General features: G+C 58.9%; 12 protein-coding genes. 6 read left to right on the forward strand and 6 right to left on the reverse strand.

Going from position 1 to position 13,351, the window contains the following annotated elements; all coding sequences use genetic code 11:
* Nucleotide 1: 1 nt before the first annotated feature.
* Together yiiM and sodA are read right to left on the reverse strand one after the other, a co-directional pair.
* A complete protein-coding gene (gene yiiM, locus AC2TE5_RS22525; RefSeq protein WP_213329793.1) occupies nucleotides 2-676 on the reverse strand; it encodes a 6-hydroxyaminopurine reductase in 675 nt (224 codons plus the stop codon).
* Between the two features lie 71 nt (nucleotides 677-747).
* A complete protein-coding gene (gene sodA / locus AC2TE5_RS22530) occupies nucleotides 748-1,368 on the reverse strand; it encodes a superoxide dismutase [Mn] (RefSeq protein ID WP_010436906.1) in 621 nt (206 codons plus the stop codon).
* Nucleotides 1,369-1,656: 288 nt separating this feature from the next.
* Here sodA and rhaT point away from each other — a divergent pair, with 288 nt between their 5' ends.
* Nucleotides 1,657-2,691 (forward strand): L-rhamnose/proton symporter RhaT, encoded by a 1,035-nt coding sequence (gene rhaT, locus AC2TE5_RS22535; protein ID WP_484612393.1) that lies wholly within the window; start codon nucleotides 1,657-1,659, stop codon nucleotides 2,689-2,691.
* Here rhaT and rhaR read toward each other — a convergent pair whose 3' ends face one another.
* The gene (gene rhaR / locus AC2TE5_RS22540; protein ID WP_484612394.1) at nucleotides 2,692-3,540 is read right to left on the reverse strand and encodes an HTH-type transcriptional activator RhaR; all 849 of its coding nucleotides are present in this window, start codon (nucleotides 3,538-3,540) and stop codon (nucleotides 2,692-2,694) included.
* 73 nt (nucleotides 3,541-3,613) lie between these two features.
* Nucleotides 3,614-4,450, reverse strand: coding sequence for an HTH-type transcriptional activator RhaS (gene rhaS, locus AC2TE5_RS22545; protein ID WP_484612395.1), 837 nt, complete (start codon nucleotides 4,448-4,450; stop codon nucleotides 3,614-3,616).
* A gap of 301 nt (nucleotides 4,451-4,751) precedes the next feature.
* On the opposite strand from rhaS, the gene rhaB reads away from it, so the two are divergent.
* The 5 genes from rhaB to rhaM all read left to right on the forward strand — a co-directional run bounded on the left by rhaB (nucleotide 4,752) and on the right by rhaM (nucleotide 9,906).
* Nucleotides 4,752-6,221, forward strand: coding sequence for a rhamnulokinase (gene rhaB, locus AC2TE5_RS22550; RefSeq protein ID WP_484612396.1), 1,470 nt, complete (start codon nucleotides 4,752-4,754; stop codon nucleotides 6,219-6,221).
* A complete protein-coding gene (gene rhaA / locus AC2TE5_RS22555; RefSeq protein ID WP_484612397.1) occupies nucleotides 6,218-7,477 on the forward strand; it encodes an L-rhamnose isomerase in 1,260 nt (419 codons plus the stop codon). The genes rhaB and rhaA overlap by 4 nt, the downstream gene beginning before the upstream one ends.
* A 97-nt stretch (nucleotides 7,478-7,574) precedes the next feature.
* Nucleotides 7,575-8,405, forward strand: a complete 831-nt coding sequence (gene rhaD / locus AC2TE5_RS22560; protein WP_484612398.1) for a rhamnulose-1-phosphate aldolase — start codon at nucleotides 7,575-7,577, stop codon at nucleotides 8,403-8,405.
* Nucleotides 8,406-8,446: 41 nt separating this feature from the next.
* Nucleotides 8,447-9,595, forward strand: coding sequence for a lactaldehyde reductase (gene fucO / locus AC2TE5_RS22565; RefSeq protein ID WP_213329803.1), 1,149 nt, complete (start codon nucleotides 8,447-8,449; stop codon nucleotides 9,593-9,595).
* Entirely contained in the window at nucleotides 9,592-9,906 is a 315-nt protein-coding gene (rhaM, locus tag AC2TE5_RS22570; protein ID WP_213329805.1) for an L-rhamnose mutarotase, read from the forward strand. Before fucO ends, rhaM begins: the two co-directional genes overlap by 4 nt.
* Here the strand turns inward: rhaM and AC2TE5_RS22575 are convergent.
* Both AC2TE5_RS22575 and AC2TE5_RS22580 read right to left on the reverse strand, forming a co-directional pair.
* On the reverse strand, nucleotides 9,894-11,171 hold the full coding sequence (locus AC2TE5_RS22575) for an oligosaccharide MFS transporter (RefSeq protein WP_484612399.1): 1,278 nt from the start codon (nucleotides 11,169-11,171) through the stop codon (nucleotides 9,894-9,896). The two genes, rhaM and AC2TE5_RS22575, sit on opposite strands and share 13 nt — an antisense overlap.
* A 44-nt stretch (nucleotides 11,172-11,215) precedes the next feature.
* Nucleotides 11,216-13,339 (reverse strand): alpha-galactosidase, encoded by a 2,124-nt coding sequence (locus tag AC2TE5_RS22580; RefSeq protein WP_484612400.1) that lies wholly within the window; start codon nucleotides 13,337-13,339, stop codon nucleotides 11,216-11,218.
* Nucleotides 13,340-13,351: the final 12 nt, after the last annotated feature.

Below are 13,351 nucleotides of genomic sequence, written 5' to 3' on the forward strand. Positions count from 1 at the left end.
ACTACTTTCCCCACAATCTCCGCGAATTATCCTCGATCTTGCTGCTTAAACGCCGCTTCTGCATCGTTCTTGTCCAGCTGGTGGATAACCCCGCCGCCGACAGCAGGCGATGATACTGCTCGTCATCAAACGGCATATGCCAGGCAATGGCGCAGGCGTCATAAACAGACACATCGCTCAGGCGCGACGCCAGCTCAAGCGGCGCGTCCGCTGAAACCTGCCCAGCCAGCACCACGCGGTACAGCCAACCGGTTTTGCCTGCTGTTTGCAGCTGGGCAGACATATCCTGAATGCCGAAATGGTAGTTGAGCTTGAAGCACGGCGAGCGCGGCTGCGTCACCTGAATCAGGGCATCGCCCCAGCGGTAGATATCACCGATAAACACGTTCTTTTCGGTGAGCCCTTCGGTGGAAAGATTCTCGCCAAACGCGGGGGCGACAAAGAGGTCCGCCTGCTCGGGGAACTCGGTTTTCCAGTGCTGATAGTGTTCGCGGGGATAGTGGCACAGCGCGCGCTCGGGCCCGCCGTGGATTTTCTTTTCTGCCTGCTCGTCACCCGCCAATCCAAGGTCGGTTAGCGTCAGCTCGCCGTCGACCTGAATTTTAGCGATGGCGCTCGGGCGGCTGCCGTCGTACTCCCTTACCTTGCCTGTAAACACGTTCACCGGGTAATGCATTGCTGCCTCCATTACGCAGATACAAAAAAAGCGAGTCATAAGACTCGCTTCTCACAGGCGTCAATGCAACCTTATTTTTTAGCGGCGAAACGTGCTGCTGCTTCGTCCCAGTTCACCACGTCCCAGAAGGCTTTGATGTAGTCCGGGCGACGGTTCTGGAATTTCAGGTAGTAAGCGTGTTCCCACACGTCCAGGCCCACGATTGGGAAGCCGGATGCGCCAGAAATTGCTTCACCCATCAGCGGGGAGTCCTGGTTAGCAGTAGACACTACCGCCAGCTTGTCGCCTTTCAGAACCAGCCACGCCCAGCCAGAGCCGAAACGGGTTGCAGCGGCTTTTTCGAATTCCGCTTTGAAGTTGTCAACAGAACCGAAGTCGCGCTCGATAGCCGCTTTCAGGTCGCCCTGCAGGGTGGTACCGGTTTTCAGGCCTTTCCAGAACAGGCTGTGGTTTGCGTGGCCGCCAGCGTTGTTACGCAGAACGGTTTTCTTGTCCGCTGGCAGCTGGTCCAGCTTGGTGATCAGCTCTTCAGCAGACAGGTTAGCGAACTCTGGCAGGCTTTCCAGCGCGGCGTTCGCGTTGTTCACATAGGTCTGGTGGTGTTTAGTGTGATGGATTTCCATCGTCTGCTTGTCGAAATGCGGTTCCAGTGCGTCGTAGGCATACGGCAGGGATGGCAGTGTATAACTCATAATCCTCTCCATTATTGTCGGGCGGCACAGCTGTTAATGCCGCGTAAGCAGTTGGTTCATTATAGTTAATTAAATGATATTGAAAATGATTATCAATGCCGTAGTTTTTATAAGGTTATTCGTTTTTCGATTAATAGCGAAAATGTGCGTCTACTCACGCGGTTAACGTGCTGATTGCCATCCAGAACACATGTGCGGCAACCTTCTGAAGGTCTCCAAACCGCCTAATTTTTACACTCCTCAAGTCGGTGGGAAGCCACTGACGATAAAAACGATGAGGGTGTAAAAATGAATCATGCGATTACGATGGGTATCTTCTGGCATTTGATAGGTGCTGCCAGTGCAGCCTGTTTCTATGCTCCGTTTAAAAAAGTGAAGGGCTGGTCATGGGAAACCATGTGGTCCGTTGGCGGGATCTTCTCCTGGCTGATTTTGCCCTGGACCATTAGCGCCATGCTGCTGCCCGATTTCTGGGGCTACTTCTCCTCCTTCAGCGCCTCCACCCTGCTGCCGGTGTTCCTGTTCGGCGCGATGTGGGGCGTCGGCAACATCAACTATGGCCTCACCATGCGCTATCTCGGCATGTCGATGGGCATTGGTATCGCGATTGGCATCACGCTGATCGTCGGTACCCTGATGACGCCAATTCTCAACGGCAATTTCGACGTACTTATTCATACTCAGGGTGGGCGGATGACGCTCCTGGGCGTGCTGGTGGCGGTCATTGGCGTAGGAATTGTGACTCGCGCGGGGCAGCTGAAAGAGCGCAAGATGGGCATTAAGGCCGAAGATTTTAACCTGAAGAAAGGCCTGCTGCTGGCGGTCATGTGCGGCATCTTCTCGGCGGGCATGTCGTTCGCCATGAACGCCGCCAAACCGATGCACGAAGCGGCCGCCGCGCTGGGCGTCGACCCGCTGTACGTTGCGCTGCCAAGCTATGTCGTGATTATGGGTGGCGGCGCGATGGTTAACCTGGGCTTCTGCTTCATTCGTCTGGCAAAAGTCAAAAACCTGTCGGTAAAAACCGATTTCTCGCTGGCAACATCGCTCATCATCACCAACGTGCTGCTCTCCGCGCTCGGCGGCCTGATGTGGTATTTGCAGTTCTTCTTCTACGCCTGGGGCCACGCCAGCATTCCGGCGCAGTACGACTACATAAGCTGGATGCTGCACATGAGCTTCTACGTGCTTTGCGGCGGGCTGGTAGGGCTGGTGCTGAAAGAGTGGAAGAACGCCGGACGTCGTCCGGTTGGCGTACTGAGCCTCGGCTGCGTGGTGATTATTATCGCTGCCAATATCGTCGGCCTCGGCATGGCAAATTGATTACGACCCTTTTCGACTGCGATGACGCCACTGTACCGGCGTCATCCCCACCTCGCGGTTAAACACCACTGAAAAGTAGTTACTGTCCTCAAAGCCGCAGCACATCGCTACATCGCTGACCATCCATTCCGTATGCTGGAGGAGATATTGTGCATGGCAGATGCGCAGCTGGCGCAGATAGTGGTTCACCGTCATCCCGGTCAGCGTGCGGAACTGCTGGCGCAGCGCGCGCTCGCTGCACTGTTCCTGCTCGCAGAATTTCTCCAGTACAAAGTTTTTATTCAGGCTGCCCGCAAGCCGGGTGATGAGCTTATCCAACAGCGCTTCCTGCGTCGTGGCGGAGGGGTTATCAGTGGCGTAACGGTGGCGCTTCAACGTCATCACCAGCTGGGCGAAAAGCAACTCCGCCAGCTGGTTAGACACCGGGTCGTTTTTCTGGCTCTCCTGCTCCAGTTGAGAAATAACCTGCCGGACCTGAGCCATGCCGTTACTACTTAAGCGCCAGTGCGGAGAACCCTTAGCATTATGAAAGCCTGGAATGTTCGCGGCCCAGTCCACGTTAAGCCTGAGCCTGTCCGGACAGTAAATAACGTTCTGCAGCACCAGGTCGTTAACCGAGGCGTAGGAGTGTTTATCCTCCGCGCGAATATAGAACAGATCGCCGCGCGTAATGCGGTAGGGACGGTCGTTGAGGATGTGCAGGCCGTTACCGCGCCACACCAGCACCAGCTCGCAAAACTCGTGGGTATGTTCGGCAAACACGTCTTGCGGGTAGCGATCGGCCACCGTGACGGCCTGACTCGCGGAGGCATAAAAATCATCTTTGCGAAGAATTAACTGAGCAGCCACACCACGACCTCTACGCCGAATAACCTGACACTATTAGCTTTTTTGCGGAAATAAAACGGTGACTGCCCTCGCGTTACTGAAGCATCGCGTCTTTTCCCTGACGAATATCGCGCGGCGACCAGCTAAATTCCCGGCGAAACAGCGTTGAAAAGTGATTGCTGTCGCCAAAACCGCAGCAGTAGGCAATATCTGTGACGCTTTCGTCGGTATGACGTAAAAGATGACGCGCTTTGATGAGACGCAGACGGTTAAGGTAGCGCTGCGGCGTCAGCCCGGTGTACTGCTTAAGCTGGCGATGCAGGGTGCGCAGCGACAGTGAAAAATCATCCGCCAGCGTTTCCCAGCAGACGTCCTCGGCGAAATGATCTTCCAGCCAGGCCATCAGGTGGTTCAGGCGCGCGTTGTTATCTTCCAGCCCTTCCACCAGGCTGCTGCGGCGCAGCAGCACCAGAAGCTGCATAAACAGCAGTTCGCGCGTGGCAATGGCGTGCGTCTCCTGCCCGTCCTCGCTCTTCTCCATCTGGCCCACCAGCTGACGCACCTGCTGCAGGATGGACTGATTCACCCGCCAGTGCGACGGATAGTGTCCGTCCTGCTCCTGGGGCAACAGCTGATTCAGCCCCGAAAGAAACTGGAACGCGTCCGGGGAACGGTAGAGCACGTTAGTCAGATACAGGTTGTCGGTATGTTCATACAGGTGCCGATCGTGGTCGCGCACGAAGCACACCGTACCGCCGCTGATGGTATAGGGCTGGCCATTGAAGACATGAATACCCGTCCCGCGCTCAACAATCACAATCTCATGAAAATCATGATGATGCTCCGGGAACGCGGCCTGAGGAAGCCGCGGCTCAATCGCGACGGGCGAACCTCCTGAAGGAAAAAAATCCACGCAGTGCAGTACGGTCATAACGGCCCCCACCAATGAAAAATGTTCTCAAAATAGTAATTAAGGCCTCCCGCGCTCACCTTCAATTTTTGGCAGTAAACCTCGCAAAAGCTGTCCATTTTTCAAGAAACAGGGGGAAAGATCGGGAAATGCGGCCAGCGTCACACTGCCTGAGAATCCCGCCGCCGCCGGAAACTGTGAACTCCCTCACATTCACCTTTGCTTTCTTGCCAGCGCGAGATTTGGCCTGTCAGTGGTGAGAAGGTGACTTTTTCTTCCCTTTTTTACACTCACCGCTAATGACTTAAGAAAGGACCCGACCATGACTTTTCGCCATTGTGTGGCTGTCGATTTAGGCGCATCCAGCGGCCGCGTAATGCTCGCGAGCTGGGACCGTGAGCAGCACACGCTTTCGCTTCGCGAAATGCACCGTTTCGCCAACTGCCTGCAAAAGCAGGACGGTTTTGAGGCCTGGGATATCGATGCCCTGGAGGCGGAGATCCGTATCGGACTGAACAACGTCTGCGACGATGGCATTCGCATCGACAGCATCGGCATTGATACCTGGGGCGTGGACTACGTTCTGCTTGATAGCCATGGCGAGCGCGTCGGCTTGCCGGTTTCTTATCGCGACAGCCGCACAGACGGCCTGATGGCGCACGCTATCGCCCAGCTTGGCAAGGACAACATCTACGGGCGCAGCGGCATCCAGTTTCTGCCGTTTAACACGCTTTATCAGCTGCGTGCCCTGGTCGAGCAACAGCCGGAGCTGGTCGCGGACGTGGCCCATGCGCTGCTGATCCCGGACTACCTGAGCTATCGCCTGACCGGCAACATGAACTGGGAATATACCAACGCCACCACCACGCAGCTGGTCAATATCAACTCGGATAGCTGGGATGAACATCTGCTGGCCTGGACGGGGGCATCGCCTTCCTGGTTCGGCACCCCAACCCACCCGGGTAATGTGATCGGTCACTGGATTTGCCCCCAGGGGAACGCAATCCCCGTCGTTGCCGTCGCCAGCCACGATACCGCCAGCGCGGTGATAGCGTCCCCACTTGCGAGTAAAGACGCGGCGTACCTCTCGTCCGGCACCTGGTCGCTGATGGGCTTTGAGAGCAAAACCCCGTACGCCAGCGATGCCGCGATGGCCGCAAACATTACCAACGAAGGCGGTGCCGAAGGGCGCTACCGCGTACTGAAAAACATCATGGGGCTGTGGCTGCTCCAGCGGGTGCTGAAAGAGCAGAACGTTACCGACCTGCCTGCGCTTATCGCCGAAACCGAGAAGCTGAAGGCCTGCACGTTCCTGATCAACCCGAACGATGACCGCTTTATCAACCCGGCGCATATGAGCGCCGAAATCCAGGCCGCCTGCGTTGAGGGCGGGCAGCCGGTGCCGTCCAGCCCTTCCGAACTGGCGCGGTGCATTTTTGACAGCCTCGCCCTGCTGTATGCCGACATCCTCAGCGAGCTGGCGAGTCTTCGCGGAAAACCGTTCAGCCAGCTGCACATCGTGGGCGGCGGCTGCCAGAACCAGCTGCTGAACCAGCTCTGCGCGGATGCCTGCGGCATTACCGTGGTGGCAGGTCCCGTGGAGGCCTCCACGCTCGGCAATATCGGCATCCAGCTGATGACCCTGGACGAACTTTCCAACGTTGACGACTTCCGTTCGGTGGTAGCGGCGAACGCCAGTCTGACCACCTTTACCCCCAATCCCTGCCGTGAAATTGCCCGCTTTCGGGCGCAGTTTCAGCAAAACCGACTGACTAAGGAGCTTTGCGCATGACCACTCAATTAGAACAAGCCTGGGGCCTGGCTAAACAGCGTTTCGCCGCCGTCGGCGTGGATGTCGAAGAGGCGCTGCGCCAGCTCGACCGTCTGCCCGTCTCCATGCACTGCTGGCAGGGCGATGACGTCGCCGGTTTCGAGAACCCAGGCGGTTCCCTGACGGGTGGTATTCAGGCCACGGGTAACTACCCTGGCAAAGCGCGTAACGCGACCGAACTGCGCGCCGACCTGGAGCTGGCGCTGAGCCTGATCCCGGGGCCAAAACGCCTGAACCTGCACGCGATTTATCTCGAATCCGACGAGCCGGTGGCGCGCAACGAAATCAAACCGGAGCACTTTAAGAACTGGGTGGAGTGGGCCAAAGCCAACGGGCTGGGCCTGGACTTTAATCCGTCCTGCTTCTCACATCCGCTGAGCGCGGACGGTTTTACCCTCGCCCACGCGGACGACGACATCCGCCAGTTCTGGATCGACCACGTGAAAGCCAGCCGCCGCGTCTCGGCGTATTTCGGCGAGCAGCTCGGCACGCCGTCGGTGATGAACATCTGGATCCCGGACGGCATGAAGGACATCACCGTCGATCGCCTGGCTCCGCGCCAGCGCCTGCTGGCCGCGCTGGATGAGGCCATCAGCGAGAAGCTGGACCCGGCGCACCACATCGACGCCGTAGAGAGCAAGCTCTTCGGCATTGGCGCCGAGAGCTACACCGTTGGCTCGAACGAGTTCTATATGGGTTACGCCACCAGCCGCCAGACCGCGCTGTGCCTGGATGCTGGCCACTTCCATCCGACCGAGGTGATCTCCGACAAAATCTCCGCCGCCATGCTCTACGTGCCGCGCCTGCTGCTGCACGTCAGCCGTCCGGTGCGCTGGGACAGCGACCACGTGGTGCTGCTGGATGACGAAACCCAGGCGATCGCCAGCGAAATCATCCGTCACGACCTCTTTGACCGCGTGCACATCGGCCTCGACTTCTTCGATGCCTCCATCAACCGCATCGCGGCGTGGGTTATCGGCACCCGCAACATGAAGAAAGCCCTGCTGCGCGCGCTGCTGGAGCCTGTCGCCGCACTAAAACAGCTGGAGGCTAACGGCGACTACACCGCACGTCTGGCGCTGCTGGAAGAGCAGAAATCCCTGCCGTGGCAGGCGGTGTGGGAGATGTACTGCCAGCGTAACGACGCCCCGGCGGGCAGCCAGTGGCTGGACAACGTGCGGGCGTATGAGAAAGACGTTCTCGCCGCTCGTCAGTAAAAACATCGCCCGGCGGCGCGTTGCTTGCCGGGCCTACAGCTAAGCGTAGGCCGGGTAAGCGCAGCGCCACCCGGCATTTTCAAAGGAACCACACAGTATGCAGACCATCACCACTTCCTGGTTCGTCCAGGGCATGATCAAAGCCACCTCCGACGCCTGGCTGAAGGGCTGGGACGAGCGCAACGGCGGCAACCTGACGCTGCGCCTGGACGACGCGGATATCGAACCGTTCGCGGCCGATTTCCACCAGACACCGCGCTATATTGCGCTGAGCCAGCCGATGCCGCTGCTCGCCAACACGCCGTTTATCGTCACCGGTTCCGGCAAGTTCTTCCGCAACGTCCAGCTCAACCCGGAGGCCAACCTCGGCGTGGTGAAGGTGGACAGCGACGGCGCGGGCTACCACATTCTGTGGGGCCTGACCGACGAGGCGGTGCCCACCTCCGAACTGCCTGCGCACTTCCTCTCCCACTGCGAGCGCATCAAGGCGACTAACGGCAAAGACCGCGTGATCATGCACTGCCACGCCACCAACCTGATCGCCCTGACCTACGTGCTGGAAAACAGCGCCGACTTCATCACCCGCAAACTGTGGGAAGGCAGCACCGAGTGTCTGGTGGTATTCCCGGACGGCGTGGGCATTCTGCCGTGGATGGTGCCGGGTACCGACGAAATCGGCCAGGCAACCGCCGTGGATATGCAGAAGCATTCCCTGGTGCTGTGGCCGTTCCACGGCGTCTTCGGCAGCGGCCCAACGCTGGATGAAACCTTTGGCCTGATCGACACCGCCGAGAAATCAGCGGAAGTGCTGGTGAAGGTGTACTCCATGGGCGGCATGAAGCAAACCATCACCCGGGAAGAACTGATCGCACTGGGCAAACGCTTTGGCGTGAGCCCGTTGCAATCCGCGCTGGATTTGTACGCATAACGCTTTCGCAGAAAAAACGTTGATCGTTAAGGAAAATTATCATGAGCTTTATGTTGGCACTTCCAAAAATCAGCCTTCACGGCGCGGGCGCAATCGGCGATATGGTCAACCTGGTAGCGAACAAGCAGTGGGGAAAAGCGCTGATTGTTACCGACGGCCAGCTGGTAAAGCTGGGCCTGCTCGACAGCCTGTTTACCTCTCTGGACGCCCATCAGATGTCGTATCACCTGTTCGACGAGGTGTTCCCGAACCCGACGGAAGCGCTAGTGCAAAAAGGATTTTCGGCTTACCGGGACGCGGAGTGTGATTACGTGATTGCCTTCGGCGGCGGCAGCCCGATTGATACCGCCAAGGCGATTAAAATCCTCACCGCCAACCCCGGCCCGTCAACCGATTATTCCGGCGTCGGCAAGGTGAAAAATGCGGGCGTGCCGCTGGTGGCGATCAACACCACCGCAGGCACGGCGGCGGAGATGACCAGCAATGCGGTGATCATCGACTCCGCGCGTCAGGTGAAAGAGGTGATTATTGACCCGAACATTATCCCGGACATCGCCGTGGACGATGCCAGCGTGATGCTCGATATTCCCGCCTCCGTGACCGCCGCAACCGGTATGGATGCCTTGACCCACGCCATTGAAGCCTACGTCTCCGTCGGCGCGCACCCGCTGACCGACGCCAACGCGCTGGAAGCGATTCGCCTGATCAACCTGTGGCTGCCGGAAGCAGTCGACAACGGCCATAACCTTGAGGCACGCGAGCAGATGGCGTTTGGTCAGTATCTGGCGGGCATGGCGTTTAACAGTGCGGGTCTCGGCCTTGTGCATGCTCTGGCGCACCAGCCGGGCGCGACCCACAACCTGCCGCACGGCGTGTGCAACGCCATCCTGCTGCCGGTCATCGAAAACTTTAACCGCCCGAACGCAGTCGTCCGCTTCGCCCGCGTGGCGCAGGCGATGGGCGTCGATACGCGCGGCATGAGCGATGAAGCCGCCAGCATGTCCGCCATTCAGGCGATTCGCGACCTGAGCGCTCGCGTCGGTATCCCTGCGGGCTTCAGCCAGCTCGGCGTAACCAAAGCCGATATTGAAGGCTGGCTGGATAAAGCCCTCGCCGATCCGTGTGCGCCGTGCAATCCGCGCACCGCCAGCCGCGATGAGGTCCGTGAGCTGTACCTGGAGGCTTTATGATCCGCAAAGCGTTTGTGATGCAGGTAAACCCGGACGCGCACGAGGAGTACGCGCGTCGCCACAACCCGATTTGGCCCGAGCTTGAATCGGTGTTGAAAGACCATGGCGCACACCACTACGCCATTTATCTCGATAAAGCCCGCAACCTGCTGTTTGCGACCGTAGAGATTGAATCGGAGGAGCGCTGGAGCGCGGTAGCGAATACCGACGTCTGCCAGCGCTGGTGGAAATATATGGGCGACGTCATGCCGTCGAACCCGGATAACAGCCCGGTGAGTGCGGAGCTTAAAGAGGTCTTTTACCTGGACTGATGTGTTAACGCCGCTGCCCCCGCGGCGGCGGCAATCTCCCGCCTGCTGCTCAGCGTAAACGCCGACACCACCGTAATCGCCAGCACGAAACAGCCCAGCATCAGATACGTCTCCTGGAAGCCGATCCGGTCATACATATTCCCGGCAAAAGCGGAGAGAATAATCGCCGCCGACTGTTTGGCGAACTGGAAGCCGATCAGGTAAATGGTGGCCGACAGCCGGGTATCAAACACCCCGGTGATGTACTTGAAGGCGCCCACCAGCAGGAACGGGACTTCCAGCGCGTGCAGCATCTTGAGGGCAATCACCTCCACGGCGGTGGTGGCGAACGACGAGCCGATAATGCGCGTCGCCATAATCACCCCGGCGATCAGCAGCGTGTTCTTCGCGCCGATGCGGTTAATGATCCACGGCGAGCAGAACATGATGATAGCGTTACAAATCTCCCCCGCAGTCGTTGCGAAACCAAAGGCGCGGGTGCCTTCCTGCGGCGTGGCGAAGAAGGTTTTGAAGAAGGTGGCAAACTGCTGATCGAAAACGTCATACACGCAGGCCACGCCAATCACGTAGAGGATAAACATCCACATTCTGCGCTGGCGGAACAGGTTGAACACGGTTTTTGCGGTGATTTGCGGCTGGTTCGCGCCCAGGGCATCCATGACCTGCGCCGTCTGGTTGGGCTTCGGCTTCGCGACCACCAGCAGGAGCATCAGCAGCAATGCCGCTCCCGATCCCATCCAGAAAACATACGATGGATCGATGCCGAACAGGATGCCGCCCGTTGAGGCGCACAAGCCCCAGCCGAGACAGCCAAACATCCGCGCCTTGCCGTATTCAAAGAAGCTGTTGCGGCTCACGCGTTCAATGTAGGCCTCAATGGCCCCCGATCCGGCCGAGAAGACAAAGCCGATATACAGCCCGCCGCTCAGCGCGCCCAGCCAGATATTGGCTTTCAGCAGCGGCGCGAAGACGTACAGGAAGAACGGTGCGAACAGAAACAGCAGCACCTCGATGATCCACAGCAGGTGTTTTTTCAGCCCCAGCTTGTCCGAAATGACGCCCAGTAGCGGCTGGAAGGCGATGGCCGACAGCGAGATGCAGGAGAAGACAATCCCGGTATGGGTTTTATTCAGGCCGATGATGTCCGACAGCCAAATCGGCAGGAACGGAAAGCAGGTGGCCATGATGAAGAAGTAGAGAAAGAAGAACAGCCCGAAGATCCAGAAGTTAGGGTTGTCTTTGTGGGTACAGGTTGTTGTGTTCATTATTTTTATCCTCAACGGAGGGCCGGCTGCCCGGCCCGTCACCCTTACACGCGTTCGACGCCAATCAGAATGGCGGTTTCCGGATCCAGAATCGGCAGCGCAATGCCCGCCTGCATCAGCCACTCGCCGCTCACCGTTTGCGGCGTTTCCATCCACTCTGGCAGCTTACGCATGGTGTGCCCTCCCTTGCCCGTAATCTGAATATTCTGGTGATCGAGCAGCGTGACGCGGTACCGCGCGCTAGCCTCAAGCCCCGCCATGCGCAGCGGCATCATCAGGGTGTAATCCGGCATCGCAAGCTGGCTGACCATAAAAAGCCCCTGCGCCTTATCTTCGCTCACAATCCCCTGCGCCAGCGTGGTGGCATCCGGCATATCAATACGCCACTGGGTACCGTGGTGAATGACCTCCCGCCACTGCTTGTGCAGCGCGGCGTAATGGCGATAGCCTTCGCGCTCCTGTGCGTCCACGGTGAGCGGATCCAGCTCCAGCCCCATATGGCCGAACAGCGCCGTCAGACCACGGAACTGGATGCTGTGCTGGCGGAAGGTGGCGTGACATTTATGATGACCGATATGCGCGCCCATCACCTCCGGCGGGAAGAAGTAGCTCATGCCGCGCTGGATGGAGCTGCGCTCCAGCGCGTCGTTGTTGTCGGACGCCCAGAAGCGGTGGCTGCGGGTCAGTACGTCATAATCAATGCGTCCGCCGCCGGATGAGCACGATTCAAACTCAATGTGCGGGAAGCGCTCGCCCAGCATGTCCAGCAGGCGGTAAAACTGGCGGGTCTGGGCGTCGGCGGCGGCTTTACCGTTGTGTCCCGGCTGCACCAGCTCGCGGTTCATGTCCCACTTCACGTAGTCGACCGCATGCTCGCCCAGCAGCCAGCTGATGCGCTCCACGAGGTAGTCAAAGGCCTCCGGGATGTTGAGATTGAGCACCAGCTGGTGTCGTCCGGTCGCCTGGGGATAGCCCGGCAGCGCCAGCACCCAGTCAGGGTGCGCACGGTACAAATCGGAATCCGGGTTGATCATCTCTGGCTCAACCCAGATGCCAAACTCCATGCCGAGCCGTTTGACGTGGTCGATCACCGGCGTCAGGCCGTTCGGGTATTTCTTCTCGTCCAGATACCAGTCGCCCAGCGCGGCATGGTCGTCATTACGGCCTTTGAACCAGCCGTCGTCGATAATAAAGCGTTCCACCCCAAGCGCCGCGGCCTCGTCGGCCATGCGCATGATGTAGTCCGGATCGTGGTTGAAGTAGATCCCTTCCCAGGTATTGAGGTGCACCGGGCGCGGTTTGTTTTCCGGGAAGCGGATGATGTTGTCGCGCAGGTAGCGGTGGAACGGCTGGCTCATGCCGTTCAGGCCCTGCGTGGAGTAGCTGGCATACAGGCGCGGCGTCCAGAGCGTATCGCCCTCCTCAACCGCCATTTCACCCGGCAGGTAGAGCGCTTCGGCCTGCAGATAGCGACGACCGTCGGTTTTCGCTTCCGCGCGCAGGCGGTGATTACCGCTCCAGCCCAGATGCACGCCCCAGACGTCGCCCTGCATTTCGCTGAACGACGGCGTACCGGCAATCAGCGCCGGGAAGTGCTCGTGGGAGGTTTTACCCCGACGGTTTTCAATCACGAAGCTGTCGTGTTCAAGCTTTACGCGGTGCGGCTGAAACTCTCTGATCCAGCGTCCGTGGAAGGCCATCACCTCCTGCGCGCGCTCGGCCACCGGCAGCGTGACGGCGAAACGGTCCACCTGCCAGGGGATCGCTTTCAGGTTCGTTAAACCGTGACGAACCACCAGCACGCCGCTGGCATCCAGCGCCAGCTCGCTGGTCAGGCGCAGTCCCGCATGCTCATCTTCGGCGGTTATCGTCAGGGTGTTTACGTCCTGCTGCACCTGCGTGGTTTTGAACACCGGGGAACCGTCCAGCCCCTGGCGATGTCCCTCAATGCCCGGCGAGCCAAACAGGCCGTGTCCCAGCTCTGCCATCAGCGTGACGGGGGAGTCAACGTCAAGCCTGCCGTTGGCAACAGGACGCGCGAGCATAGCAGCATCCTGCGGCGAAAAGTGCCGAAGGTGAGGCCCCCAGTAGAGAATTTCGGCGAACGGATGGGTTTTAATCACCACGTCTACCGTCGTGGTTTCGAGACGTAAAACGGAATCTTGCATCAGACATCTCCT

This window comes from Enterobacter sp. N5-15 (assembly GCF_057221635.1).

Excerpts from the sequence above, each read along its gene's own strand:
- rhaA (WP_484612397.1), top strand. The coding sequence starts at position 6,218 with ATGACCACTCAATTAGAACAAGCCTGGGGCCTGGCTAAACAGCGTTTC.
- yiiM (WP_213329793.1), bottom strand. The coding sequence starts at position 676 with ATGCATTACCCGGTGAACGTGTTTACAGGCAAGGTAAGGGAGTACGAC.
- rhaS (WP_484612395.1), bottom strand. The coding sequence starts at position 4,450 with ATGACCGTACTGCACTGCGTGGATTTTTTTCCTTCAGGAGGTTCGCCC.
- rhaB (WP_484612396.1), top strand. The coding sequence starts at position 4,752 with ATGACTTTTCGCCATTGTGTGGCTGTCGATTTAGGCGCATCCAGCGGC.
- sodA (WP_010436906.1), bottom strand. The coding sequence starts at position 1,368 with ATGAGTTATACACTGCCATCCCTGCCGTATGCCTACGACGCACTGGAA.
- AC2TE5_RS22580 (WP_484612400.1), bottom strand. The coding sequence starts at position 13,339 with ATGCAAGATTCCGTTTTACGTCTCGAAACCACGACGGTAGACGTGGTG.
- AC2TE5_RS22575 (WP_484612399.1), bottom strand. The coding sequence starts at position 11,171 with ATGAACACAACAACCTGTACCCACAAAGACAACCCTAACTTCTGGATC.
- rhaM (WP_213329805.1), top strand. The coding sequence starts at position 9,592 with ATGATCCGCAAAGCGTTTGTGATGCAGGTAAACCCGGACGCGCACGAG.
- fucO (WP_213329803.1), top strand. The coding sequence starts at position 8,447 with ATGAGCTTTATGTTGGCACTTCCAAAAATCAGCCTTCACGGCGCGGGC.
- rhaD (WP_484612398.1), top strand. The coding sequence starts at position 7,575 with ATGCAGACCATCACCACTTCCTGGTTCGTCCAGGGCATGATCAAAGCC.
- rhaT (WP_484612393.1), top strand. The coding sequence starts at position 1,657 with ATGAATCATGCGATTACGATGGGTATCTTCTGGCATTTGATAGGTGCT.